The sequence below is a fragment of the Idiomarina tyrosinivorans genome (assembly GCF_003987475.1).
Lineage (GTDB): Bacteria > Pseudomonadota > Gammaproteobacteria > Enterobacterales > Alteromonadaceae > Idiomarina > Idiomarina tyrosinivorans.
On sequence record NZ_PIQH01000008.1, the window covers coordinates 40,089 to 65,297 of the forward strand.

Annotated in this window: 23 protein-coding genes; 3 read left to right on the forward strand and 20 right to left on the reverse strand. The window is 49.7% G+C overall.

From position 1 onward, the window contains the following. Positions 1 to 3: 3 nt before the first annotated feature. Positions 4 to 1,206, reverse strand: a complete 1,203-nt coding sequence (locus CWI84_RS08880; protein WP_126842247.1) for an acyl-CoA dehydrogenase — start codon at positions 1,204 to 1,206, stop codon at positions 4 to 6. A gap of 112 nt (positions 1,207 to 1,318) precedes the next feature. Between CWI84_RS08880 and CWI84_RS08885 the strand changes: the two genes are divergently transcribed. After that, positions 1,319 to 2,338, forward strand: a complete 1,020-nt coding sequence (locus CWI84_RS08885; RefSeq protein ID WP_126842248.1) for a WD40/YVTN/BNR-like repeat-containing protein — start codon at positions 1,319 to 1,321, stop codon at positions 2,336 to 2,338. Here the strand turns inward: CWI84_RS08885 and CWI84_RS08890 are convergent. The 13 genes from CWI84_RS08890 to CWI84_RS08950 form a co-directional block, all read right to left on the reverse strand. Further along, entirely contained in the window at positions 2,319 to 4,460 is a 2,142-nt protein-coding gene (locus CWI84_RS08890; protein ID WP_241968764.1) for an aminotransferase class V-fold PLP-dependent enzyme, read from the reverse strand. The two genes, CWI84_RS08885 and CWI84_RS08890, sit on opposite strands and share 20 nt — an antisense overlap. A 65-nt stretch (positions 4,461 to 4,525) precedes the next feature. After that, positions 4,526 to 4,738, reverse strand: coding sequence for a (Na+)-NQR maturation NqrM (gene nqrM / locus CWI84_RS08895; RefSeq protein ID WP_126842249.1), 213 nt, complete (start codon positions 4,736 to 4,738; stop codon positions 4,526 to 4,528). A 17-nt stretch (positions 4,739 to 4,755) separates the two neighbouring features. Further along, positions 4,756 to 5,772 (reverse strand): FAD:protein FMN transferase, encoded by a 1,017-nt coding sequence (locus CWI84_RS08900; protein WP_338034263.1) that lies wholly within the window; start codon positions 5,770 to 5,772, stop codon positions 4,756 to 4,758. Positions 5,773 to 5,778: 6 nt separating this feature from the next. Further along, positions 5,779 to 7,008: an NADH:ubiquinone reductase (Na(+)-transporting) subunit F gene (gene nqrF / locus CWI84_RS08905; protein ID WP_126842251.1), complete on the reverse strand. Its 1,230-nt coding sequence runs from the start codon at positions 7,006 to 7,008 to the stop codon at positions 5,779 to 5,781. Positions 7,009 to 7,045: 37 nt separating this feature from the next. Then, positions 7,046 to 7,654, reverse strand: a complete 609-nt coding sequence (nqrE, locus tag CWI84_RS08910) for an NADH:ubiquinone reductase (Na(+)-transporting) subunit E (protein WP_126842252.1) — start codon at positions 7,652 to 7,654, stop codon at positions 7,046 to 7,048. Between the two features lie 5 nt (positions 7,655 to 7,659). Further along, positions 7,660 to 8,292, reverse strand: a complete 633-nt coding sequence (locus tag CWI84_RS08915) for an NADH:ubiquinone reductase (Na(+)-transporting) subunit D (RefSeq protein ID WP_126842253.1) — start codon at positions 8,290 to 8,292, stop codon at positions 7,660 to 7,662. Then, positions 8,285 to 9,070, reverse strand: a complete 786-nt coding sequence (locus CWI84_RS08920) for a Na(+)-translocating NADH-quinone reductase subunit C (RefSeq protein ID WP_126842254.1) — start codon at positions 9,068 to 9,070, stop codon at positions 8,285 to 8,287. The genes CWI84_RS08915 and CWI84_RS08920 overlap by 8 nt, the downstream gene beginning before the upstream one ends. Further along, positions 9,063 to 10,268: an NADH:ubiquinone reductase (Na(+)-transporting) subunit B gene (locus CWI84_RS08925; RefSeq protein WP_126842255.1), complete on the reverse strand. Its 1,206-nt coding sequence runs from the start codon at positions 10,266 to 10,268 to the stop codon at positions 9,063 to 9,065. Before CWI84_RS08925 ends, CWI84_RS08920 begins: the two co-directional genes overlap by 8 nt. 2 nt (positions 10,269 to 10,270) lie before the next feature. Then, on the reverse strand, positions 10,271 to 11,611 hold the full coding sequence (locus CWI84_RS08930; RefSeq protein WP_126842256.1) for a Na(+)-translocating NADH-quinone reductase subunit A: 1,341 nt from the start codon (positions 11,609 to 11,611) through the stop codon (positions 10,271 to 10,273). Positions 11,612 to 11,878: 267 nt separating this feature from the next. Next, positions 11,879 to 13,057, reverse strand: coding sequence for an enoyl-ACP reductase FabV (fabV, locus tag CWI84_RS08935; protein WP_126842257.1), 1,179 nt, complete (start codon positions 13,055 to 13,057; stop codon positions 11,879 to 11,881). A gap of 109 nt (positions 13,058 to 13,166) precedes the next feature. After that, positions 13,167 to 13,490 carry a BolA family protein gene (locus CWI84_RS08940; RefSeq protein ID WP_126842258.1) on the reverse strand — a complete coding sequence of 108 codons (324 nt, stop codon included), beginning with the start codon at positions 13,488 to 13,490 and terminating at the stop codon, positions 13,167 to 13,169. A 112-nt stretch (positions 13,491 to 13,602) separates the two neighbouring features. Next, on the reverse strand, positions 13,603 to 14,214 hold the full coding sequence (locus CWI84_RS08945; RefSeq protein ID WP_126842259.1) for an alpha-ketoglutarate-dependent dioxygenase AlkB family protein: 612 nt from the start codon (positions 14,212 to 14,214) through the stop codon (positions 13,603 to 13,605). A 32-nt stretch (positions 14,215 to 14,246) separates the two neighbouring features. Continuing rightward, positions 14,247 to 14,720: a hypothetical protein gene (locus CWI84_RS08950; protein WP_126842260.1), complete on the reverse strand. Its 474-nt coding sequence runs from the start codon at positions 14,718 to 14,720 to the stop codon at positions 14,247 to 14,249. 92 nt (positions 14,721 to 14,812) lie between these two features. Here CWI84_RS08950 and CWI84_RS08955 point away from each other — a divergent pair, with 92 nt between their 5' ends. Further along, a complete protein-coding gene (locus tag CWI84_RS08955; RefSeq protein WP_126842261.1) occupies positions 14,813 to 16,198 on the forward strand; it encodes a capsule assembly Wzi family protein in 1,386 nt (461 codons plus the stop codon). Positions 16,199 to 16,207: 9 nt separating this feature from the next. Here the strand turns inward: CWI84_RS08955 and CWI84_RS08960 are convergent, their stop codons facing one another. From CWI84_RS08960 to CWI84_RS08975, 4 genes are read right to left on the reverse strand one after another with little or no spacing between them, the layout of a single operon-like run. Beyond that, a complete protein-coding gene (locus CWI84_RS08960) occupies positions 16,208 to 16,717 on the reverse strand; it encodes a PqiC family protein (RefSeq protein WP_198674504.1) in 510 nt (169 codons plus the stop codon). Then, a complete protein-coding gene (pqiB, locus tag CWI84_RS08965; RefSeq protein ID WP_157981013.1) occupies positions 16,707 to 18,362 on the reverse strand; it encodes an intermembrane transport protein PqiB in 1,656 nt (551 codons plus the stop codon). The genes CWI84_RS08960 and pqiB overlap by 11 nt, the downstream gene beginning before the upstream one ends. After that, complete coding sequence (locus tag CWI84_RS08970; RefSeq protein WP_126842264.1) at positions 18,355 to 19,605, reverse strand: PqiA/YebS family transporter subunit; 1,251 nt, start codon at positions 19,603 to 19,605, stop codon at positions 18,355 to 18,357. Before CWI84_RS08970 ends, pqiB begins: the two co-directional genes overlap by 8 nt. A gap of 9 nt (positions 19,606 to 19,614) precedes the next feature. Continuing rightward, positions 19,615 to 21,417: a cation:proton antiporter gene (locus tag CWI84_RS08975; protein WP_126842265.1), complete on the reverse strand. Its 1,803-nt coding sequence runs from the start codon at positions 21,415 to 21,417 to the stop codon at positions 19,615 to 19,617. Between the two features lie 115 nt (positions 21,418 to 21,532). Here CWI84_RS08975 and CWI84_RS08980 point away from each other — a divergent pair, with 115 nt between their 5' ends. Beyond that, positions 21,533 to 22,897 (forward strand): MBL fold metallo-hydrolase RNA specificity domain-containing protein, encoded by a 1,365-nt coding sequence (locus tag CWI84_RS08980; protein ID WP_126842266.1) that lies wholly within the window; start codon positions 21,533 to 21,535, stop codon positions 22,895 to 22,897. On the opposite strand, the gene CWI84_RS08985 is transcribed toward CWI84_RS08980, so the two are convergent. Both CWI84_RS08985 and nhaD read right to left on the reverse strand, forming a co-directional pair. Then, the gene (locus tag CWI84_RS08985) at positions 22,898 to 23,848 is read right to left on the reverse strand and encodes a CorA family divalent cation transporter (RefSeq protein ID WP_126842267.1); all 951 of its coding nucleotides are present in this window, start codon (positions 23,846 to 23,848) and stop codon (positions 22,898 to 22,900) included. Between the two features lie 18 nt (positions 23,849 to 23,866). Next, entirely contained in the window at positions 23,867 to 25,123 is a 1,257-nt protein-coding gene (nhaD, locus tag CWI84_RS08990) for a sodium:proton antiporter NhaD (RefSeq protein WP_126842268.1), read from the reverse strand. Positions 25,124 to 25,209: the final 86 nt, after the last annotated feature.

Sequence of the window (25,209 nt, forward strand, 5' to 3'; positions counted from 1 at the left end):
GTTTTAGAAAAACGCCTGTAACCCCGTTAATGCCCGGCCCATAATTAACGCATGAATATCGTGCGTACCTTCGTAGGTATTCACCGTTTCCAAATTCATTACATGGTGCATCACACCGTATTCTGCGGAAATACCATTCCCGCCAAGGATATCTCGTGCGTTGCGAGCGATCTCTAATGCCTTACCACAGTTATTGCGTTTCATCATTGACACTAGGGTTGGGTCGGCTTGTTGTTGCTCAAGCAAACGCCCTACTCGCAAGCTACCTTGTAAGCCCAAGGCAATTTCGGTTTGCATATCGACCAATTTTTTCTGTACCAATTGCGTTTGTGCCAAAGGCTTGCCAAATTGCTTACGCTCCAAGGCGTAATCGCGAGCCGTTTGCCAACAGCTTTCTGCGGCCCCCATTGCTCCCCATGAAATACCATAGCGAGCCAAATTAAGGCAGCTAAAAGGCCCTTTCAAGCCGTCAATATTGAGCCTATTCTCAGCCGCCACCCAAACATCCTGCAGCACAATGGCGCCGGTGGTTGAGGCGCGCAAACTTAATTTATGCTGCAATTCCGGTGTCGATAATCCTTTAACCTGTTCTCGCTCAACCACAAAACCGCTGATTGTTGGCGCTTCACCGGCAAGCTCACTTATGACTTTTGCCCACACAATCAGCACATCTGCGTGCGGCGAGTTGGTGATCCACATTTTTTCGCCGTTAAGACGGTAGCCATCGCCATCTTTAACCGCAGTCGTGCGCATGCTACTCGGATCGGATCCAGCTTCTGGTTCGGTGAGGCCAAAACAGCCTATCGCTTCGCCACTGGCTAGCTTTGGTAACCAGCGTTCACGTAAGCGTTCTGTGGCGTACTGACGAATCGGATGCATCACCAATGATGACTGCACACTCATCGCCGAGCGATAGCCACTATCGATTCGCTCGACCTCTCGTGCTATTAAGCCATAGGCGACATAACCCACCGCTGGGCAGCCATAACCATCAATGGTTGCACCTAGCAATCCAGCTTCCCCCATGCGTTGCATCAGTTCGGGATTAAACTGACCTTGTTCATTCGCTTGTTGCACGGTCGGTGCAAGATGCTGCCGACAAAACTGTGCGGCAGAATCTCGGATAAGCCGCTCTTCCTCACTCAACTGCTGGTCCAACAGCAAAATATCCTGCCAATGTGATAAAACTGCCGATGATTTAGCCATAATGTCCTAATTCGCTAACCACATGATTGCTCGAGTATAGCATTGAACAGTCTGAAAAAAATCGTGCTACACTGGCGCAAATGCGAAATACAATCATGTTAAAAGGCTTCACATGTCACGTTGTTTGATGGTTCTTGCACTGCTGTTCAGCTGCGCAAGCTATGCCCTGCAAATGCCCAACGCAGAACGGGTTGAGAGTATTAAAAAGCAACAATGGATTGGTTTGAGCATTGTCAGCCCAACCACACTTTGGGTCAGCGGCGCGAATGGCACCATTGCCAGAACAATCGACGGCGGCGAAACCTGGAATTACTCGCAACCAGCCTCAGACCAATTGCAATTTCGTGACATTGAAGGCATTGATGATCGCCAAGCTTACGCCTTGAGTATTGGTAATGAGGGCCAATCGCGGGTCTATTACACGCGCGATGGCGGCGATAGTTGGCGCATGCTTTACCGTGCCGAAAATCACACATTCCTTAATTGTTTAGCAATGTCACCCAGTGGTGAAGCATGGATTTATGGGGATAGTATCGATGACCATTGGAGTATGGTTCGCAGTGCCGACGGTAAAAATTGGCTGGCCGTAAAAAGCGCGGTCGCCGAGCCCCCGCAAGCCAATGAGGGAGGCTTTGCCTCTAGCGGCAGTTGCCTCCGCTACGCCAACGACACGTGGATTATTGGTACGGGTAATGCTGACGTTGCACGGGTACTGGTAAAAAGTGCCTTTGGTATTCGTTACCAAACAATCGAGACGCCTATGCAGGCAGGTCCAGCGGCGGGTATCACCAGTGTTTGGCCCTACTCCGAACAGCACTTTCTGATTGCCGGTGGCCACTTATCGGTAGAAAAAAGCCAAGGCGCGCGGCTCTGGGAGTACCAATCAGGCGACTTCACCGCCTTACCAGAGCCGCCAATGGCGGGTGGCTTATACAGTCTAGCGGTCGCTGAACATGATGCGACTGAATGGTTACTAACATCCAATCCACAGGGTGCCGCCGCCTATAACCGTAAAACCCAACAATGGCATACGTTAGCCGATGATAATATTTGGACCATCCAGTGTCACGCCAAGCGCAACTGCTGGATGGTTGGTAAAGACGGTTATTTGGCTAAGCTGACTTGGCGTTAGATTGCTCTACTGCGCCCAGCAGAGCGACACCACCTTGTAGGTGTTCAACTTGGCTGAAGCCATGCCGTTGCAATACTTGGCTCACTTGCTCACTGCGCTTTCCTGATCGGCATAAACACACATAGTGCTGCGCTTTGTTGGCGCGATTTTGGTAGATAAACTGTGGCAAGCTGTTTAGCGGCACGTTAATCACCTCCGCGGCTGCTTGAATTGGATTTAACAGTGCCTCTTGGCTATCACGTACATCTAATACACAAATGCTTTCGTCATTTAGCCAAGCTTCGTTATGCGTCACTGGAATCAGTTTAGGCTGAGTAGCAGGTTCACAACCTTGCGTCCATTCGCACGCTGTTAACACTATTTGCCATTGACCATCTTCAGCAGGGCACACTAAGGGTTGTTGTGCCAATACAGGGGCAAGCCAAGGCGCTTCGGTAACTTTACCGGGAAACAAAAAGTCCGCCGCCAACGGTTGCTCAGTGACCGGTTCACTCAGCACATACCCACGCTGCTGCGTGCCATAACCCCACAACCGTCGTTGCCCGACTTTAATACAACCAGGTAGCGCTTGCGGTGCCGAGAGTGGTGCTTGGTCACACTGCGCCGCTGCGGATTCTGGCCATCCCAACGCATCTGTTGCCGATTGTGCGGTTAACAATGGGTTTAACCAAGTGGTGGCTGACGGCGTTTCGGAGGCTGCGGTAGAGAGCACCGCGTTGACGCTATAGCCGCGACACTTAACCAGATTTTCAATACGTTGCGCAAGTGCTGGATGGGGGTCGATGACCACCATCTCTTGTGCCTGTTGGTCAATCACCAAATAACAACACTGGTTCCCTTGGCGCAGTTGTACCACGCCGTTTAACGGCTGTTCGCTATCGGCATGGGTATCGGCAACCACTAAACAGGATTCGCGCAGGGCATTGCCAGCGGTCTCAATTCGCTGACACGCCAGTGCTAATTCGGCGTCGGTCATGGCCGGCCCAAACGACAGCCGAATCGCTGATTCGCTACGCCAGTTTTCTAGCCCCATTGCGTCTAGCACAAAACTGCGACTCACTCCGGAGCTACACGCAGAGCCAGAGCTAACCCTTACTTGGCATGCATCTAGGGTATTCATAATGTCCGTGGAAGAGAGCCCTGCCACGGAAAAATTCAGTGTCGTTGGCACTGAACCGTTCAACGGATGATTGACCACTAAATTCGGGAAAGCCTGCTGCAGTGCGTTCAGTAAGCGCTGCCGGTAATCTTCCAAACGTTGGTGCGTGGCCAATAGCGTTTGCTGCGGATCCAGCATCAGCTTAAACAATGCACGCAAAGCGGAAATGCCCGGCAAATTCTCTGTCCCAGAACGGTCGCCCGCCTCTTGTCCACCGCCGATCATTAACGGCGTGTACGGCGCTTGGTCGCGCACGTAAAGAAAACCAACACCCTTAGGACCATACAGTTTATGACCACTAAATGTAGCATAATCAATGCTCGTTTCGGACATCTGCAACGGCATTTTGCCTAACGCCTGCACACAGTCTACTAACCAAGGAACATCTGCACGGTGTTGCCGTATCAGTTGCTCCAGTGCGGTAAGATCTTGGTACACACCGGTTTCGTTGTTCACTGCCATCGTGCAGACCATTAAGGCTCGCGGCAGGTGCTGCGCTAACCACGAAAGGTCCAATAGACCTTGTCGGTTAACCGGAATCGCTACCAACTCTGCGTTAATATCGAGTAACTTATTCCAATGCTCTAAGGCCTGCGGCACAGCCTTATGCTCAGTTGCACCGTAAAGCAAGACGGGGGCTTCTGGCATCGGTTGCTGCTTAGCGTGAATCAACGCCGAAAGCACGGCGGTTTGAATACCTTCCGTTGCGCCACTATTGAACAGCAGTTTACCGCTGTCGGCAGCAATCACTTGGCGCGCTAAGTTTCGCGTATCTTCAAGAATGTAACGGGCTTTTAGACCGGTGATGTGACTACTACTCGGGTTACCAAATAGCTCGCGCATGGTACGCGACACAGCGTCGGCGATTGGCGCCAACACTGGCGTGGTGGCGTTACAATCTAAATAGCTTTCCGGATTTTTCAGTGGCTCCGCCATTGGATGCGGAGAAGAAGATGCGCCCATACGTCCTCGCTTCGATATTGGCTATATCGTTATGCCATAAATTTATAACGTATGGGCACTGCAGGTCAATGAATCTGCTGTTGTTTCCACTCAGCTTCTTTTTCCATGCGGGTCTTGCGCTTCTCGCAAGGTTCATCGCAATCGCAGGCTTTTTCCATGCCCAGTGCGCCAATACCTCCGCAGCTACCAGAGATGGTGCGGCGTTGCAGGATATAGCCCACTGCCATTGCTACAACAGCAATCAGGAATAGAACAAATACGAGCAAAAAGGTTTGCATAACCCCTCCTGTTGCTTTTACAAATACGGCTTGAACGCTTCACTAGCGTACGTCTCAAACCCGTCTTCAGTTTTGCTGATAAGGAAAATGGCTAGCTCGTGCTGTTCGGCGAATTGCTTGGCTTTTTCCGTACCCAAAACCATCATCGCTGTCGCATAGCCATCTGCCGACATGCAGTCTTCTGCAAGCACGGAAACCGAGACTAAACGATGCTGTATCGGCGCTTCCGTAGCGGGGTCGATAATATGTGAGTAACGTCGACCATTTTCTTCATAGTAATTGCGATAATCACCCGAAGTCGCTAGTGAGGCATTTTCTAATTGGACAATCTTTTGGACTGCTCGTTCAATACTCGCTGGCTTTTCAATGGCAATACGCCACGGTTGATCACCCGGCTTGTGTCCGCGCGTGCGAATTTCACCGCCAATCTCAACCAGATAGTGCTGAATGCCCATTTGCTCTAACAGCACGCCAACACGGTCTACACCGTAACCTTTGGCAATACTCGATAAATCAACGTAGACGTCCGGATTGGACTTCGCCAACTGATGATTTTTGAGCGTGAGCTTTTGGTAGCCAACGATGGGTCGAATGGCGGCAAGCTCAGATTCAGTGGGAACATCTTCTGGCCGCGCTTGCGGACCAAAGCCCCACAAATTAACCAATGGCCCCATGGTGATATCCAAAGCACCATCGGTTTCATCGGCAATTTCTAACGCACGGTTGACCACGTGCTCCAGCGCCCGAGAAACCACTTTCGGCTCAGTCGAGCGAGATTGGTTAAACTTAGACAGTTCTGAATTCGGGTCGTAGGTCGACATTTGCGCATTAACGCGTTCCAGCACAGCATCAACCGCTTGCTGCACATCTTTCGCCTGTACCGAAGGATCGTTGTGATAAAAGGTAATGTGATAGGTAGTCCCCATCGTTTTACCCTGCAACTGAATCGGTTCAGGTTGCTGACTACAGGATACTAAAAAGGCTAGCCCAAACAGGACTAGCCAGCGCAAATAAACCACTTTCATGTGCTTCATTAGCAATTAACCACCAAAGTCATCCAGCATGATGTTTTCGTCTTCAACACCTAAATCTTTCAGCATGTTGATAACGGCCGCATTCATCACTGGTGGACCACACATGTAGAACTCGCAATCCTCTGGGGCATCATGGTCTTTCAGATAACGCTCGTAAAGCACGTTATGGATGAAGCCAGTATCACCTTCCCAGTTATCTTCGGGTTGCGGATCAGACAGTGCGACGTGCCATTCGAAGTTATCGTTTTCTTCTTGCAGCATGTCAAAGTCTTCGGTGTAGAACATTTCTTTCAATGAACGCGCACCATACCAGAAGGTGATCTTACGGTCGGTATGAATACGACGTAACTGATCGAAAATGTGTGAACGCATGGGTGCCATACCTGCACCACCGCCTATGAAGACCATTTCTGCATCAGTTTCTTTGGCGAAGAATTCACCAAACGGTCCTGAAATGGTGACCTTGTCACCTTCTTTCAAGCTCCAGATGTATGAAGACATCTTACCCGCAGGCAGGCTTAAGTTGTTCGGTGGCGGCGTAGCAATCCGGACGTTCAGCATAATAATGCCTTTTTCTTCCGGATAGTTCGCCATTGAGTACGCACGAATGGTCTCTTCGTTAACTTTCGACTCAATGTCAAAGAAACCAAAGCGCTCCCAGTCCGCATGATACTCTTTAGGAATATCAAAATCTTTGTACTTGATGTGGTGCGGTGGAGCTTCGATCTGAATATAACCACCGGCGCGGAACGGTACTTCTTCGCCTTCTGGCAACTGCACCACAAACTCTTTGATGAATGTTGCGACGTTGTCGTTAGACTTAACCGTACAGTCCCACTTACGAATACCAAAGACTTCTTCTGGCAATTCAATTTTCATGTCTTGCTTAATATTTACTTGGCAAGACAAGCGGCAACCTTCTCGGGCTTCGCGTTTAGTGATGTGGTCAAGTTCGGTTGGCAGGATATCACCGCCGCCCTCTTTAATGACCACTCGACATTGCCCACAAGAGCCGCCGCCACCACAAGCTGACGACACGAAAATACCGGCATTAGCCAACGCGCCTAGCAATTTAGTACCAGGCTGCGTCGTAATTTTCTTGTCTTCGTCGTTGTTGATCAGAATTTCGACGTCACCGCTCGGTACCAGCTTAGATTTCGCAACCATAATAATTGCGACTAAAGCCAGTACGATGATGGTAAACATCGCCACACTGAGAATAATACCTTCAATCATGAAATCGTACCTTTACCTGAACCGATTGCACTCTATGTTATAGCGATACGCCTGAAAACGACATAAAGCCCAACCCGATAAGTCCTACCGTCATAAACGTAACGCCGAGACCTCGCAGGCCATCAGGAACGTCTGCATACTTCAGCTTTTCGCGCACTGCCGCCAAAGCAACAATAGCGAGCGCCCAGCCGACACCACTGCCGATGCCGTAAACGACTGATTGACCGAAGTTGTAATCACGCTCAACCATGAATGATACGCCACCAAAAATGGCACAGTTCACAGTGATCAACGGTAAGAAGATACCCAACGCGTTATACAGCGCTGGTACATATTTATCTAATGCCATCTCCAAGATTTGAACAATCGCCGCAATAACACCGATGAAGGTTAAGAATCGCAGGAAGCTCAGATCAGCATTTGGAAAGCCAGCCCAATCGAGTGCGCCAGGCGCCAAAATATTGTGGTAAACCAAATTATTTACCGGCACCGAAATTCCCAATACGACCGTTACCGCAACACCCAGGCCAAATGCCGTTTTAACTTTCTTAGAGACCGCCAAAAAGGTACACATGCCGAGAAAGAACGACAATGCCAAGTTCTCAATGAAAACGGCACGGACAAAAAGATTAATATACTGTTCCATCTCGTTTACTCCTTCGGCTCGACTTGTTCAGTGCGGAAGGTACGCAGTACCCAAATAAATCCGCCGATAATGAAGAATGCACTGGGTGGCATTAGCAACAAACCAACCGGCTGATACCAGCCTCCGTCAGACGCCAATGGTAAGACTTGCATACCAAATAGGCTACCTGAGCCGAACAATTCACGGATGAAGCCTACCACTAACAGTACCAACGAGTAGCCTAAACCATTACCGATGCCATCTAGAAACGACATCACTGGTGGGCTTTTCATGGCATAAGCTTCAGCACGTCCCATAACGATACAGTTGGTAATAATCAGACCCACGAATACCGACAGCTCTTTCGCAATATCATAAGCGTAGGCACGTAAAATTTGGTCAACCACAATTACCAAGCTAGCAATAATCGTCATTTGCACGATGATTCGAACGCTTGATGGAATATGATTTCGAATAATCGAAATAAATAAGTTCGAAAACGCCGTTACTGCCGTCAAGGCAAGGCACATCGCAAGGGTTTTATCAAGTTTCGACGTGACCGCCAATGCCGAACAGATACCCAATATCTGCAAAGCAATGGGGTTATTCGCTAAAATCGGTCCAAACAGGACGGACTTCATTTCTTTTGCGCTAGCCATTGATTAACTCTCCTTGACGAAGCTTGTCCAGCAAAGGACCGTAGCCATGCGGTCCCATCCAGAACTGGATCAGGTTAGTGACACCATTACTGGTTAAGGTTGCACCTGAAAGCGCATCGACTTGATGTTCACCTGAGGCACCACCTTTGACTAACTGGAACAATACTTTGTCGTTATCGTCGCCATAAATCTCTTTACCCTGCCAAGTCTGAACCCAGTTAGGGTTTTGAATTTCGCCACCCAAACCAGGCGTTTCAGAGTGCTCATAGAAGTTTACACCACGAACCGTGTTGTAATCGTCTTTCAAGGCGATTAAACCATAAATGGTGCCCCAAAGACCTTGACCACGGATGTGTAGAACCACTGATTGCGTCTGACCTTGTTCATCTTTAATGAAATAAATCGTCGTCAGGTTCTCTTGTGTACCTAAGCCGGCGATATCTTCGCTCTTCGGCACGTTGTGACTTAAAGCAGCGTCGTTAGCCGCTTTCCGCGCGCTTTCAAAACCACTTGGCACTTGGTCTTGAGGAATCACGCTGTAGTCTTGCAGACTCACGACTTTTTCTTCAACGCGTTGGTTGTAAAGCTCAGTAACATTGGTATCGGCCTGCAACAAGCCCGCTGCATCCAAAATATTACGTTGCATATCTAACGCCGCATTACGCTCCTGCATTGGACGCAGGCCGATGGCTGCGCCCGATACAATAATCGAGCACACCAAACATAACGCAATGACAACGCCAATCGTTTTGCCGAGGCTTTCGTTTTTCTTAGACATTGCGTGCCAACCTCCGTTTGATGTTTGCCTGAACTACGAAATAGTCGAAGAGTGGCGCAAAGACGTTGGAGAATAGAATCGCCAACATGATGCCCTCAGGGAATGCTGGGTTGATCACGCGAATCATCACGGTCATAAAACCAATCAGCAAGCCGTATGCAAACTTGCCTTTATTGGTAAATGCAGCAGAAACGGGGTCCGTTGCCATGAACATCATACCGAAAGCAAAGCCACCCAATACTAAGTGCCAGTACCAAGGCATTGCGAACATTGGGTTGGTATCGCTACCGATAAAGTTCAACAGACCAGAGAACAACACCATACCCGCGAATACACCAGCAACGATGCGCCACGATGCAATGCGGAAATAAATCAGTGCGAAGCCACCAATGAGGATCATCAAGGTTGATACTTCACCGATAGAACCTTGGATGTTACCCAAGAACGCGTTCCACCAAAGTTCAGTATTGCCATAATCAAGGTTACCCATTGCTGCAACACTCAAATTGGTTGCGCCAGAGAAACCATCAACTGCGGTCCATACCGAGTCACCCGACATATTTGTTGGGTAGGCAAAGTATAAGAATGCTCGACCGGTAAGTGCTGGGTTCAAGAAGTTGCGGCCCGTACCACCGAATACCTCTTTACCGATAACCACACCGAAAGTAATACCGAGGGCGACCTGCCATAACGGCGCAGTCGGTGGCATGATCAAAGAGAACAGTACGGACGTTACGAAGAAACCTTCGTTCACTTCGTGTTTCCGCACCGAGGCGAAAAGCACTTCCCAGAAACCACCGACAATAAAGGTGACCGCGTAAATCGGCAGGTAGAAACAGGCGCCGTACCACATTTTGGTACCCCAGCCTGCATCCGCCGCTGCCAAATCACCGCCAAACAAATGGAACAGTCCAACTTGCCACGCATCAGACAACGCATAACCGTTCGACAATGCCATCGCCGCTTGATTACCGACGTTGTACATGCCCCAGAACATTGCTGGGAAGGTCATCATCCAAACAAGGATCATGATGCGCTTTAAGTCGACGTGATCACGTACGTGCGTTTTTGCTTTCGTGGTGATGCCCGGGGTGTATAAAATAGTGGCAACCGCTTCATACAGCGCATACCACTTTTCGTATTTGCCGCCCTTTTCAAAGTTCGGCTCTATACGCTCGAGGTAATTTTTCAAGCTCATGGTTAGCCTTCTTTCTCAATCTTAGTGAGACAGTCGCGCAACACGGAACCGTACTCATACTTACCTGGGCACACGTAGGTGCACAGCGCCAAATCTTCCTCATCCAATTCCAAGCACCCTAATTGCTGAGCACTATCGGTGTCACCTGACAAAATGTCACGTAATAACATGGTTGGTAGGATGTCTAACGGCATCACTCGTTCGTAGTTGCCAATTGGCACCATGGCACGAGCAGAACCATTAGTTGAAGTATTCATGTTGAATAGCTTTTTCGGGCTAAAGTGGCCAGCAAACGCACGCGTAATCGAGTGTTGGTCGCTACCTGGACGAATCCAGCCCAAGAATTCTTTCTGGTCGCCTTCAGGAATCACGCTAATTTGGTTATGGAACCGTCCTAACCATGCATGAGCCTCGTCAACCCTCGTGCCATTAAGCACTGAACCGGAGATCATTCGGAACGACCCATCAACCAGCTCACCTGCGGTTAAGTCGTTGAGGTTTGCTCCCATACGAGTGCGCAATAAACGAGGCTGTTTAACCCCGGTTCCGGCAAGTGCAACAACGCGGTCGGTAAAAATCTCACCGCTGGTAAATAGCTTGCCGTAAGCAATAACGTCTTGGTAACCGATATGCCAGACATGCTTTTTCATGCTAACCGGCGACAAGAAATGAATATGAGTGCCAACCAGACCTGCTGGATGCGGCCCAGCAAAGCTTTCTACTTGAACATCAGCATCGCCAGTGTCAATTTCAGCATCTGCGGCTTTACCCACGAAAACTTTCCCTTGGGTCAAGTTTTGCAACACTTTAAGGCCATCGATGAACGCTTGCTTCTGTTCGTTTATAACCAATACTGGGTCGCCAGCAAGTGGGTTAGTGTCCATAACACTGACGAAGATAGCCGCGGCTTCTGCATCGGGTTTTGGAGATTTACTGAAAGGACGGGTGCGAAGAGCAACCCATTGGCCTGAGTCGATAAGTTGTTGTTGGACTTTTTCGCGACCTAAGCCAGCGAGTTCATCGCTGTTGAAGCTGTCGAATGTTACTTGCTCATCGCCATCGAGTTCGATGACAACAGCTTGTAAAACACGCTTAGCACCACGTGGAATATCTTTTACCACACCAGAGGCAGGAGCAGTGTATTTGACGCCAGGATTTTTCTTATCTTCAAAAATCACTTGACCCTTCTTCACACGGTCATCAACTTTGACGTGCATGGTCGGGCGCATACCCACATACTCTTCACCCAGGGTAGCTACCGTTTTCACGGCTTTACCGTCTTCGATTTTTTGCTGGGGAGCTCCCTTAATTGGGATATCCAGACCTTTCTTGATCGTAATCATACGCGTTTGCACTACTCGTTAGGGAAGATTGTTCACATCCAACCTTTCGGCTGGAAACCTGAAAAATCAATACGTTACGACAAAATATACACGTACGGAACGCGCGTTTTCGGCGCAACGAACAGATAGTCACTCTTCTGGAAACGGAATTTTAGCATTTTTCCCACAAGGGTTGCCATGCTAAAAGCCAAATTAATCTTAACAAAAGCAAGGGTATTTGAGAAAGAGGATCAATGGGCGACAGTTTACTGCCGCCCGTTGGGGGTATTACCAAGACACTTCAGGGTCGACATCGGCGTCATAATCGACGTTATCAAAGCCGAAACCGAATAAATGCAGAAAGTCGGCATGGTACTGTTGGTAATCCGATAACTGGTGGAAGTTATCTTGCGTGACTTGCTCCCACAACGCCTCAATTTTCGCCTGGGTTGCGTCGTTAGTCTCTTTACCATCCATGCGCAAACGGTTGGCCTCATCCAAGCTTGGATTGTCGGCATAAAGACCTTCGGTAAACAGGCGATAAATTTGTTCAATACAACCTTCGTGTGTGCCCTCTTCTTTCATCACCTTATAAATCAGTGAAATGTATAGCGGCATAACAGGAATAGCGGAACTGGCTTGCGTCACTAACGCCTTCAGTGAGGAAACATAAGCACTCAGGTTGATGTCAGCATACTGACTATTTAACGCGCGTGCGGCACGGTCCAAATCTTCTTTGGCACGGCCAATGGTGGCATGACCGTAGATTGGCCAAGTCAGTTTCTTACCGATGTAGGTGTAGGCTGTAGTTTGGCAGTTATCTGCCAACACGCCAGCGTCGTGCAAGGCTTTGATCCAGCGTTCCCAATCTTCACCACCCATCACTTTAACCGTGTTAGCGATTTCTTCCTCGTTAGCTGGCGCTAGAGTGACCTCATGCACCAAGTCTTTATCGGTATCGTAGGTTTTCGTGGTGTAGGTTTCGCCCACAGGCTTGAGGGTTGAACTGTACACGGTATCCGACTCGGGATCTTTGCGCTTTGGCGATGCCAAACTGTAAATCACCAGGTCAATTTTGCCCATGTGTTCACGGATGTACTCAATAGATTCCGCTTTTATTTCGTCAGAAAAGGCATCACCGTTAATTGAGTGAAACGCCAACCCCGCGTTTTCGGCGGCTTGGTGAAACGCTGCGGTGTTGTACCAACCCGCTGTACCAGTGCGTTTTGCCGTTGGTTCGCGTTCAAAGCACACACCCAGCGTGTGCGCCCCACAACCAAACGCTGACGTAATTCTCGATGCTAATCCGTACCCAGTAGAACAGCCAACGACCAGCACATTCTTCGGACCATTGTCCGGCTTCGGTTGCTGTTTGATGTAATCGATTTGGCGGCTGACATTCTCAGCACAACCTACGGGATGAGCATTCGTGCAGATAAAGCCCCGAATTTTCGGCTTGATCACCATAATACGTTTTCCTATTGCTAGTGGAGATAAGGCTATGATGACCTATTGTAACCAAGACTACCACCGCAACACATCAGACGAGCACATTCTTCGGGGCTGAAGGAACGATTTAACGCTGTGCTGAAGCTAAACTGCCACCCAAGCAACGCGGCGATAATGGCGCACCGTCGAACAAATGCTCCCACTCGTTTTGGGTGTAAGTGTGTAACGCCAGTGCGTGGATGTGATTCATCAGTTCATCCGCTAGCACTTTATTCACCGCTCGATGACGGTTAATCAGACGTTCGCCAGAAAAGCTAGGACTGACTAACACCACTTTAAAATGCGATTCGCGAGCACTACCGCCATGCTGATCACTTTCGTTAAGTACTTCAAGATGGGTAGGAGCGAACGCGTCGCGAAGCTTCTGCTCAATTTGTAAATGAATAGACATAGTCAACCTCACTGTGGTTCGCTTTCTTTCACTTTAGCTTGTGCGCAGCAATGACTCCTTGTCATTCGTCGCAACTCGCGCTAAGTAGTGGAAACGATTATGGATTCTTTTTCTAGGGTTGGACGTAACGAAAGGTTAGGTTGATCCGACCCTGTTGTACTCGCCGTTGTTTGGGTACTTGATGTTGCCAATAGCGTTGGGTCTCACCCCGCATTACCAGTAAACTTCCGGCTCCTAGCGTCAGTTCTTGCGAGGCAGGAACCGATTTATGCCGCATTTGAAAACGCCGATCGGCGCCCAAACTGAGTGACGCAATCACTGGCTTATTGCCCAGCTCTGGTTCATCATCGCTGTGCCAACCCATGCTATCATTACCGTCTCGATACCAATTCACCAGTACTGAATTAAATCGCGCCGCCGTGAGAGCCTCGACTTGGTCTTTTAGTTCGAGTAACTCTGGCGTCCACGCTTTCGCCACCAAATCTAATCCTGAATACCGGTACTTAATACCCGCAGCGCCATACCACGCTTGTAACCGTGGAATTTTGACTTCACGGCCAAACAAACGAATGGTGTCTTGTTGCCACGCCAGCGTTTGCTGCAGTCGCGCCTGCACCTGATCGGCCTGTTGCGGTTGTAACCATTGTGGAAATAGGGTTACGTCGGCATCAGGCATCGAGATGTAACGCTGGCTTGTGTTAATGCTGTGATATTTTACGTCCATGCTAGGTTTTACGCGTAAGGCAAAGTTTCCGATCAGTCTTCGACCTTGATGTGACAGATGTCGTCACGTTGTCCCAACGAAGCAACAGCAGGGTAAACGGCATCTGCAACCGCGCCTTTTGACCAACTTGCCGGAGCGACTAAATGGTAACGCTGAGCACTGACGGTGCCAGCTACTTGCCACAACAATAATTGTTGTTGCTGATAAAGCTGCGCCAATTTTTCCAAGCCTTCCTGTCGGTAGGGCGGAAAAGCACTCGGCTCACCCAACAAACGCCAGCGGTTTAATTCTCCGGGCTCGGCCAGTAGTGCCTCATTGATACGATCACGGCAAAAACTGATCTCAATAGCCGCATGACTCAACTGCCATTGCTGATTCGGCAACTGGCGCATATCAAGTCGAGTGACTTGGTCAAATTCGCTCGTTGTTTGGCGCTCAGCAGCAGGCTGACAAGCACTCAACGCACTCAATAACATTGCGATGATAGGCACAAAAATTCGCCGCATATTTTCCTCAACCAAATTCGTTTTTCGGTGGCAATCTCATAGTCGCCTAGTTTATCATGCTCAGCAAAGTTTGAGCGAAAGGATTGCCAGCAGTGCCCAGCCACCGAGCTTCTGTATTAAAAAAACGCCTTAAAAAATCTTTTACCACCACTGCGATGATGGTGGCGTTGGTTGCCTATTACTTCCCTGCCGCAGATGCCTCGGTATGGGTAGAAAGTGACGACCAACGACTGCGCCAAAGTCTACAAGTGTTAGTGAACGGTGGTTGGGTTGACACACCAGTACAGCAATTTCCTTTCCCTTGGCGCGCTTTATTAAATGAATTACACGCTATCAACGTGAGTGCATTGAATGTCCATGAACGTTATGCCTATGACTTTATCCGTCATCGTTTGCAGTATGCCGAACATGGTCCTCGAACTCGCTTAGTGGCGAAAGCGGCAACAGATAACGCACTGTTCGTAAACAACGCCTTTGCTGACGCGCGTTATGAGCAAGCCAGTCTAGCGGTTAGGCAATCTTTTGTCGGCGACCATTGGGCCGCAGGACTGCAAATCACTCGCCGTTATCACCCATTCGAAGGGCATCATGACACGGTTTTAGACGGTAGCTATATTGCGTTCAATTTGGCTGACTGGTCGTTCAGCCTTGACACGTTGCCGATGTGGTGGGGACCATCACAACACAGCGCGCTATTATTCTCAGAGAACGCGCGCCCCTTTACCAAACTACGAGCGACCTATGCGCCAGCCGCAGCAGTGGATTGGTTAGGGCCAATGCAAGCCAGTGTATTTGTCGGCGAACAAAGCAATACAGCAAGGATCGATTCACGCACCATCGCTGGCGCACGTTTGGCATTTACGCCGCTGACACAGCTCAACCTTGGGTTGAATTGGGTTCAGCAATCAGCGACCAGCGAACGTGGTTCGCAACAACAGGTTTCCAGTAATCAACTGGCGAGTATCGACTTTCGCGCGGCATTGCCGCTAGGGACGCAGTCACTGGCGGTTTATGGCGAATTTGCCATCGAAACAAGCACTTCTAAATTTGATGATAGCGCCAAAAACACTGGTATACAGTGGAGTTTTGGCGGTCGCCAACAGAGCCACCAAGTCACCTTGGAGTTCAGCGATACGCGCACCGCAACAGGCGCATCGTTTTACCAAACCTACCAAGGTTATCAGCAGTTTTCCCAGTACGGCCGTAGCATGGGTAGCAGCTATCCCAACAATAGCAAAACCTGGTCGTTGACGTACCAAGCACAGCAAGCCAATGGTCAACAATGGGGAGCAACGCTATTGAAAAGCCAGCAACAAGCGAGCCAAGACGACATTGAGTGGCGCTTGGCCGGCGTAAGTTATACCCATCCGGTATTATCGGGTCTAGCAACCCTGACCGTGGAATGGCAACAGCGTGAGCAACTCGGCGCGTCGAAAAATGAGGTTGTCGCTGGGTTGCGTTGGGAGTGGCGTTATTAATTCGGCCTATTAGTAGTTTTGCTGGATCTCAGTTAAGGCGCGCTGCCAAGCGTTATCTAGGGCATCAATAAGTGCTGGATAGCCATCATTTGCTAGTGCTTCACGCGCATAAAACGGTCCTTGTTGCCACTCACTGGATGCGCTCGCGCGATACTTCCAACTGCCGGCAACAACGGCATGTTGCCGATTGTCGGCGTAAAAGTCAGTCACCACCAGGCGCAACTCTCCCTCGCACGACGCTTGTCGCTGCGCAATCCGTTTCAATTGCTCTGCTAATGGCATCACCCAGCGATGGCGTTTAGCCGCTTGCCACTGGCTGCGGCTTAACTGGAAAAAGATGCCAGAGGTCTGTAAGTAAGGGCTTAGCTGTAACTGCACTGCAGCGTCTGAACACAGGTGCTGAGGCGCTGGGTTAAGGCTTGGCAAACGATAGTACTCAACCTTGGTCGGCTGGCTGCTACAAGCGCCTATCAGCAACCCCAATAGCGCTAAAGCGTAACCGCGATAATTATTCTTCATGAGCTTTCGGAGCCGGGTCCGCCTCCTCTGCAGCATCAAAAATCAGCGCGTTCGGTTGCCGTTCTAACGTATCGAAGAATGGCGTCGCCCGCTCCAGCAGTTCGTTCATCCTGTGCAGCAGTTGCTGCAGATTCTGTGATTGCCCATCAGCACCTGACAGTTGTTGCAAAACTTGCTGCAATGATTCTAGCGTTTGGTTAAGTTCGCTCGGCATTTGTTGTGCTTCGGGCTGCGCTAACCAGCGCTTGAGCTGCTCGGCTAGCGTTTCGACACTGGCTAACGAGCGGTCAGACTGCTCCAGCGTTTGTTGCAAACTGGCAAAGGTTTCTGCCATGGGGATGGCGTTCAATTTGTCTAACAAGCCAGTGAGTTTGTCTTCCAACCGAGCAACGTCGCTAGCCACCGTGGGAAACAGGGTAATATCATTAAAGTGTGACGCATCCAACTGCGGCTCTGTGCGGCTGGCCTCGGGATAGAAACCCAATTCAATGAACAAACTACTGGTTAGCAAATTTGCCGACTGAACGCTGGCACTCATGCCACGATCAATCAGCCGTTGCATCCGCTCGCGCCACAACGCCATATCGGCATCGGCGACCAAACCATGTAAACGATCCGGCTCGAAGCGTATTTTTACCGGCACTTGTAACAGCAGCGACTTGCTGTTTTTCTCTGGTTGCCAACGGTAAGGCACGGCGGTTACCGTCCCTACCCGAATCCCCTTATATTCTACCGGCGCACCTACTTCTAGACCTCGTACCGACTCATTCAACAGCAACACATAGTCAATCCCACGCGCATAACCCTGCTGGCGTGCCTGCTCGCGATTATCAAACAACTCAAATTGGTGCTGTGGGTCAATCACCTCGCCAGCAACTTGCCCCTCTGGCACATCAAAGGTCACGCCACCACTGAGTAGCGACTCTAAGTTACCGAGGTTAACGTCAACGCCATTCGAACCGAGCTTCAGCGATACCGCACTTTCCAGCCAAAAGCGGGTGTTTTCCGTCAATAAGCGGTCATAAGGGGATTCTACAAATACTTGGTATTCAATTTCACGACGTTCAACTGAGAACGTCGATTTTTCTATCCTGCCTACAGTAAAACCGCGGTATAACACGGGGTCGCCAACCCCAACAGTACCCGCATTCTCACTCACTAAGGTAAAACGCAACCCCGGGGTTTGCTGCGAGGTTACTGGCGGACTTTCCAGAGCGGTAAATTCTGTTTGTGCTTCGCCGCCATCCAAATCGGGTTGCAACTGTATATAAGCCCCAGAGATGAGCGTGTTTAAGCCGCTCACGCCTTGTCGCCCAATACGCGGTTTGACGACCCAAAATTGGCTATCCGTGGTGAGCATACGCTCGGTATTCGCCTGCATTTCGAGCGTCATAATGGCATGCGCGAGGTCATCGGCTAAGCGCACATCGCTGACTCGGCCTACCGTCACATTGCGCACTTTCACCAACGTTTTACCGGGCTCTATACCCTCGGCATCAGTGACAGTCAGTTGCACCGTAGGTCCTAGGCCTTCATCGCTACTGAAGGTCATCCACAAACCAATGGCGACCGCCAGTATGGGAATCAGCCAAATGGGCGAAAACCAGGTGCGTTTGCTCACCTTAGCGGAACTTGCGTCAGTCACTCTTTGCCTCCTCAGCGGCCCACCAGATGCGGCGCCGATCAAAACTCATTGCCGCTAACATGGTCAGCACCACCACACTAGCAAATGCCAGCGCTGCAGCACCAGAGTAAATACTCATTAATGCCCCTAAGCGAACTAAGGCAATCAATATAGCGACCACAAAAATATCAATCATTGACCACCGCCCCACCCATTCAGTAAGACGAAACACTCGCATACGCTGTGAATAGGGTGCCGTCGGTGCTGACCGTTTTGACCAATACAACAGCCCTAATAGCAGCAAAATTTTGGCTATCGGAATCACTAAGCTGGCAATAAAAATAACCGCGGCTATGGGTTGATCACCCTGTTGCCACAACTGAATGACACCGCCCGTTATGGTTGCTTGACTCAGTTGTCCTAGGCGCAAGGTCTCGATCATCGGTAACACGTTTGCTGGTACTAGGAATGCGGTAGCAGCCAGAAGTAATGCTAAGGTAAGCAACGGGTGACGCCAGCGTGACAACGCTAGCCACTCACCGCAGCGCCAACAATAGCGCTGATTATTGCGGTTAAACGCGTGACAACAAACGCAGCCTACGCCCTGCTGTTGATGTGCGGTTTTAGCGCTAACCGCTGCAGGTTCGGTGCCCAGCGGAGGCAATTGCTGCCACAGCCACGCCTCATCTAATTGCGCCCTAATTAACAGCAGCACCACCACAAAGCCACTGAAAAAGTAAAATGCCGGCTGCAAGCTCACGCTGGCATAACTGGATAATTTAACGATACTAATTAGCGCGCCAATTAGAAACACATCGGCCATCAGCCAGCGGCGGAGCGACACCAGCACACGTGCTAAATAGCGAACCCAAGGAATCGCGCGTTGCAGTAGCATTAATGCCGTCATCATCAGCGCCGCTAACAGGTACAATGCCGGCAAAACCAGAGTGGTTAATAACACCAGAATGCTCAAAAGCGAGCGCTGCTCACTCACCAGTTCAGTCACGCTATCTAACAGCCACATTTGCTCATGCAAGCCACTGCGATGCAATGCCAAAAAGGGAAACTGCAGGGCAAATACCAGCAACACTAATGCCGTGATGCTGTACGCCAACAAATGCATTAGCGGCGCACTACCTTGCTTGGTAATGACATGCTGACAACGAGGACATTGCGCTTGCTGCCCGGCAACCAAGCTCACCTCGGTTACGACCCAGTCGCAGTCCAGACACACCCAGTGTTGTGAGCTCGTTGCTGTGGCCATTGCGGTTCCTTATGCAGCGCTCTCTTCTTGCTCAGGAGAGACCAATCCGATAACTTGCCAACCGGATTGTGGTAACAGCTCTTTTTCGGTGGTAAACAAGTGGCAACGCCCCTCCGGGTCGAGTGCAAACATCGGTAACGCGCGCGCACCATACTGCTGTTTGTATTCTTCAAAACTGAAGTTATCGGTGATCGGCGTAGTTTTAACCTTGGCTCCTTGGAAGTAAAGACTCGCTAACTTCGAGTAAGTAATTCCCTCACCAAAGAGGTTCAGTTTGTTCTTGTAGCTCTCGGACAATTGGTGTGAAGCGCGATAATCCTGTTCACCGCCATTTAGACCGTGAACCTTAGGCTCGCCAAACCAGTCTTTGTAATACATGGCGACAATTGGGTTTAACTGCTTGTACGGCGACATAATCAACAGCCGTCCAATACCGGTAAGGTCCATGTTATTCGCCGCGTGTTCTGAAGCGGGGTTACCGAAATACACTGGCAAATTATCCATCCGCGCCAAGCGGATATTTTCCCAGTTGGTATCAGCCAAGCGCACCGGAATATCATGTTCCTGAAGCGTTTGTGCAATTGCACGAGTAACTTGGTTTGCGCCAAAAATCAAAAAGCCCTTGGCTGGAGGTTCGGTGAGCTTGAGTAACCGCGCTAATGGCTTAGCGGTTAAACTTTGCAACACCACGGTAGTGATGATCACTAAGAACACCAATGGCACGATGGCGCCGGCATTCTCCCAACCCGATTGTTCGAGTTTCAACGCAAATAGCGCAGATACCGCGGCGGCGACGATACCGCGAGGAGCAATCCACGACAGCAGCAGTTTTTCTTTAAACTTGAGGTCGGTACCCAGTGCTGATAGCCAAATACTTAACGGCCGCACGACAAACAAAATAATCGCCAGTAAAATAACCGCTGCAACTCCCAAGGCCTCAATATCAGACACATTCAGCCGTGCTGCAAGAATGATAAACAACGCCGAAATCAGCAGCACGCTAAGGGTTTCTTTAAACTCGAGAATTTCTTCTAAGTTCAGGTTGCGGGTGTTTGCCATCACAATCCCCATAACCGTTATCGTTAACAAGCCAGATTCGTGCTGCAACGCATTCGATAAAGCAAACACGCCTAACACGATGGTTAGGGTGGCAACGTTTTGCAAATAATGGGGGAACCAGCCGCGTCCCAGCGCCAGCCCCAACAACCGAGCAGCACTCCACCCCAAGGCAAAGCCCACTGCAATAGTGGTTGCAAAGGCTTGTAAAGCGTGCAGGAACGCCACTGATTGGCTAGCAATGATGAACTCATACACCAAAACCGCTAATAACGCCCCGAGCGGGTCGATAATGATCCCTTCCCAGCGCAGAATATTGGCGAGCTTTGCGGTCGGTCTGATAGAGCGGATCATTGGCGCAATCACTGTTGGACCTGTAACCACCACCAACGCCCCAAACAGTGCGGAAATATCCCAGCCGTAATGCATCAAATAATGAGTCGCGACACTGATGGTCAGCCAAGTGACCAGCATGCCAATGCTGACCAAGTGCGTCACCATTCTGCCGTGCCCCTTTAACTCGTTAAATTTCAGCGTTAACGAGCCTTCGAACAGAATCACCGCTACCGCCAGAGAGACAAACGGGAATAATAGGTGCTGAAACAGGTCATCAGGGGCTAACCAACCAAGGGTTGGTCCCAACAACAATCCACACAACAGTAGCGGCAAAATGGCGGGGGTTTTGATCCGCCATGCAATCCACTGGCAGAAAATCGATAGCACGCCGATTAGCGCCAGCAAGGATAAATCCGACATAGTCTCTCCGTTAATCACTTACAACGCCGTAAGCATAGCACGACAATTTATTGAATCTGCCGCAGTTTTTGTAAAAACAGTTTATATAAGTAGTAGCACAGCTAAAGGATCGCTTATGAAATTAAAACACTGGGGTGGCGCGGACACGGTTACTGGCTCTTGTCATCAGCTTTTTATCGATGCAAACACCAGCGTACTGATCGATTGTGGCGCTTATCAAGGCGAACAGCCGCAAACCGAAACCATTATCTGGGGCGCGGTATTAAGAACCTTGAAAGCGGTGTTTATTACTCACAGCCATTTTGACCATATTGGGCGACTTCCCGAATTACTCGCGAAAGGTTTCCGCGGCCCTATTTATTGTAGCCAAGCTAGCGCTGCTCTGCTGCCTATCATGCTGGAGGATAGCCTGCGGCAAATGACCTCGGAGGCGAATGTACAACAAGCCCTGTTGCACCAGTTAACGCGACAACTGCATGGGCTGCCAGAACAACAATGGTTAAGCCTACCGCAATTGACTGGGGTACAAGTCCAGTTATTACCCACCGGGCATATTTTGGGCGCAGTCGCCTGGCAAATAATAACCGTGGCGAACAATGATTGCTGGGTCTTCTCTGGTGATGTTGGCCAGTATGATATGCCGCTACTGGTTGACCCTGTCTCGCCAGCGCGCGCCGACCGACTGATCTTAGAGAGCACCTATGGCGGTCGTAATCATGAATCCCACGCCACCCGTGTCAACCGCCTCAAAGTCGCAATTGAACGCGCAGTGGCTGACGGTGGTAGCCTGTTAATTCCGGCCTTCTCGTTAGGGCGCACGCAAACCTTACTGTACGACTTAGAACAGCTCTATTTCCAACAAAGACAGCAACCAGATAACAGCTGGCACGCAGTCCCGGTTATTCTCGATTCACCGCTCGCTGAACGAGTCACCGCCTGTTACGCAGAGCAACAAGGACGCTGGGATAGCGAAGCGAAGCAGCGCCTTTCGCAACAACGTCACCCCTTCACGTTTGCTGAAATCGAACACGTCACACATCACGAACAACACTTGGCCTTGGTCAATTTTTTACGCTCGACCGCCGCACCCTGCATCGTTATCGCCGCTGGCGGAATGTGTGAAGGCGGCAGGATTGAAAACTATCTTAAGGCGCTGTTACCCGATGCTCGCACCGATGTGCTATTGATTGGTTATCAAGCGCACGGAACGCTGGGAGCACAATTACAACAAGGCGCGAACGCAGTAACCATTCAACAACAGTCTATTGAAGTGAAAGCGGGAATTAACACCCTCGATGGCTACTCTGCCCATGCCGACCATAGCCAACTGTTACGCTATGTTCGGGAAATGCCAGAGCGCCCACGCAGTATTCAATTGGTGCACGGCGACGCACAAGCACAACAGGCTTTGAAACGCGCCCTACAAGAAGAATTCGGCTGCCCTGTCAGCACCAGCTTCGAGGTTCCAGCCGATGTTTGATCACCAGAACTTCAATCGTCTTAGCAATAAGAACTCAATAACGGCGATACCCCCTAACGACCAACAGAACCATTCAAAGGCTTTCGGTTCTTCGGTACCTGGCATTCCGGCAATATTAATACCAAACACCCCCGTTAAGAAACTCAATGGTAAGAAAACGCCGGCAATGACTGATAACCAGTAGGTATTGCGGTTCATTTTTTCAGCAACTGCTTGTTGCATGTGCTCGCGCAACATCCACGCTTGATCTAACATCATGTCGATTTGCTCTAACAAACGTTGGACTTTGTCACGTTCATTCAACAACCATTGGTGGAGCTCTGCATCCAGCCACTTTTCAGAATCCACAGAGAGCTTGTCCAACGCTGTGCCTTGCGGACGAATAAAGCGATTCAAACGCAACAGACGCCGATGCAGCAACGTCAAAGCTTGTAGGCTTTTAGAGGTGTTGTCTAATTCCGCCGTTTCAAGCGCTTCTAATTCATCTTCAACAACATCTAAAACGTCTTCTATACGAAGGTTAAGTTGCTCGATAATCATCACAATTAAGTCATTAACCGAGTCGGGGCCGTCGCTATTTGAGAGCTTTTCGCGAATTTGTTGGAGCGCTTTAAAAGAACGTTTGCGAAAACTGTAGAGTGCGCCTTTGTAGTACAAAATCCGCAAGCTCAACATATCCTCCGGCACCGCTCCTTCGTTGAGGTTAACACCGCGTAGAATCAACAAAAAACCATCCGACAGACGTTGAAAACGAGGGCGTGTGTCTTCTTCCAATACCGCACTAACAATGGGCTCTGGCACTCCGGATTTGAGCAACCAAGATTCTAGGTTGCTGTCATCACGTTGAAAATGAAACCATGTATTAGACTTTGGCATGCCCTCAGCAACAATCGATTGCGCCGGAGATTCGTTAAAGTCCCAAGCATCGATAATAAACGAACGTTCTGCCATGCGCTGCGCTCCTCTGCGTTAGCTAATCCACCAGTTGGCAACCGCCATAGTGCCAAGATAGCCGATGCCATACGCAAAGCAAAGTGGAATCAATTGGCGCAGATAACGACCAAAGGTGAGTCCACCAATTTTACTCATCGCCACAATCCCTGCAGCGGAGCCAATAATCAACAGTGAGCCTCCGACACCGACCGCGTATGTCAGCATCAACCACTGGCCTTCGCTCATATCAATTCCAGATTTTAGCAGCGCCGCAGTCAGTGGCACGTTATCGATAACCGAAGACATAATACCCATAGCAAGATTAGCCCACTCAACCGGCAAAATTTGGTACACGGTTAACAAGCCATTTAACACACCAATCTCTTTCAACATGCCGACTAATAGCAATACCCCTAAAAAGAACAGCAAAGTGTCAAACTCAATTAAGCGAATGTAGTCAAGAATTGGATCTTCTTCTTTTTCACGGTCAAAGGCATGAGAAACGAGGAACATTAACGCCAGGCCCGCCAGAAAGGTTAGTACCGGCGGAATACCATAGATCGCGTTGCCGATAATGGTTAACAAAATGGTACTGAGGAAAATAACAGCAATAGCAACATCAACACCACGTGCCGCTGATGGCCGATACTGTAACTGAATGGTACCGTGCATCTGGCGCGAGAGTAACATCGACAACACTAACACCGAAAAACCCGCGGGTATTGATAAAATTAATAAATCAACAACCGACACTTTCCCTGCCAAGAAAATCATTAACGTGGTCACGTCGCCGGTGATCAAGGCGACTCCACCGGAGTTCACTGCAAACACTACCAAGGCGGCCAAGCGGATCATTTTCCGACGTGGCAAATTCAGGCTCATAATCAGGGTTACCGACACCAGCGTGGCGGTAATGTTGTCGGCTAATGACGAGAAACAAAAACAGAAAATACCGGTTAAGTAAACCAACCGCCGTTCAGACATTTTACGTGGCAAAATCCAGTAAATCATATTTTGGATCATGCCTTTCTTATTGAGATAAGCGACAAACGTCATGGCGGCAATAAGGAACAGCCATAGTTGCGAAATCTCGGTTAACGACTCACTGAATTGTTCCTTCACAGCATCGGCATCGACGCCGCTTTGAAAGATGAACAAGAATAGCCAAGAGAGGGTTCCGAAAAATAACGTGACTTTGGCTTTATCAAGGTGGATAACATCTTCGAAAATAACGCCAAGCAATGCCAGAGCGGCAAAAACGATCAGTAGATAATGGATGGATACGGGCAACATGACTTATTAGTAGTGAGCAGTAAGATGCCGCGTATTATACGAGCCCAGCAAGGAAAACCTAGCGCCTTTAAATTATTGGTTAGGCG

Bases quoted from the DNA above. Each gene is read 5' to 3' on its own strand.
- CWI84_RS08880 (WP_126842247.1), bottom strand. From the start codon at position 1,206: ATGGCTAAATCATCGGCAGTTTTATCACATTGGCAGGATATTTTGCTG.
- CWI84_RS08885 (WP_126842248.1), top strand. From the start codon at position 1,319: ATGTCACGTTGTTTGATGGTTCTTGCACTGCTGTTCAGCTGCGCAAGC.
- CWI84_RS08890 (WP_241968764.1), bottom strand. From the start codon at position 4,460: ATGGGCGCATCTTCTTCTCCGCATCCAATGGCGGAGCCACTGAAAAAT.
- nqrM (WP_126842249.1), bottom strand. From the start codon at position 4,738: ATGCAAACCTTTTTGCTCGTATTTGTTCTATTCCTGATTGCTGTTGTA.
- CWI84_RS08900 (WP_338034263.1), bottom strand. From the start codon at position 5,772: ATGAAGCACATGAAAGTGGTTTATTTGCGCTGGCTAGTCCTGTTTGGG.
- nqrF (WP_126842251.1), bottom strand. From the start codon at position 7,008: ATGATTGAAGGTATTATTCTCAGTGTGGCGATGTTTACCATCATCGTA.
- nqrE (WP_126842252.1), bottom strand. From the start codon at position 7,654: ATGGAACAGTATATTAATCTTTTTGTCCGTGCCGTTTTCATTGAGAAC.
- CWI84_RS08915 (WP_126842253.1), bottom strand. From the start codon at position 8,292: ATGGCTAGCGCAAAAGAAATGAAGTCCGTCCTGTTTGGACCGATTTTA.
- CWI84_RS08920 (WP_126842254.1), bottom strand. From the start codon at position 9,070: ATGTCTAAGAAAAACGAAAGCCTCGGCAAAACGATTGGCGTTGTCATT.
- CWI84_RS08925 (WP_126842255.1), bottom strand. From the start codon at position 10,268: ATGAGCTTGAAAAATTACCTCGAGCGTATAGAGCCGAACTTTGAAAAG.
- CWI84_RS08930 (WP_126842256.1), bottom strand. From the start codon at position 11,611: ATGATTACGATCAAGAAAGGTCTGGATATCCCAATTAAGGGAGCTCCC.
- fabV (WP_126842257.1), bottom strand. From the start codon at position 13,057: ATGGTGATCAAGCCGAAAATTCGGGGCTTTATCTGCACGAATGCTCAT.
- CWI84_RS08940 (WP_126842258.1), bottom strand. From the start codon at position 13,490: ATGTCTATTCATTTACAAATTGAGCAGAAGCTTCGCGACGCGTTCGCT.
- CWI84_RS08945 (WP_126842259.1), bottom strand. From the start codon at position 14,214: ATGGACGTAAAATATCACAGCATTAACACAAGCCAGCGTTACATCTCG.
- CWI84_RS08950 (WP_126842260.1), bottom strand. From the start codon at position 14,720: ATGCGGCGAATTTTTGTGCCTATCATCGCAATGTTATTGAGTGCGTTG.
- CWI84_RS08960 (WP_198674504.1), bottom strand. From the start codon at position 16,717: ATGAAGAATAATTATCGCGGTTACGCTTTAGCGCTATTGGGGTTGCTG.
- CWI84_RS08970 (WP_126842264.1), bottom strand. From the start codon at position 19,605: ATGGCCACAGCAACGAGCTCACAACACTGGGTGTGTCTGGACTGCGAC.
- CWI84_RS08975 (WP_126842265.1), bottom strand. From the start codon at position 21,417: ATGTCGGATTTATCCTTGCTGGCGCTAATCGGCGTGCTATCGATTTTC.
- CWI84_RS08980 (WP_126842266.1), top strand. From the start codon at position 21,533: ATGAAATTAAAACACTGGGGTGGCGCGGACACGGTTACTGGCTCTTGT.
- CWI84_RS08985 (WP_126842267.1), bottom strand. From the start codon at position 23,848: ATGGCAGAACGTTCGTTTATTATCGATGCTTGGGACTTTAACGAATCT.
- nhaD (WP_126842268.1), bottom strand. From the start codon at position 25,123: ATGTTGCCCGTATCCATCCATTATCTACTGATCGTTTTTGCCGCTCTG.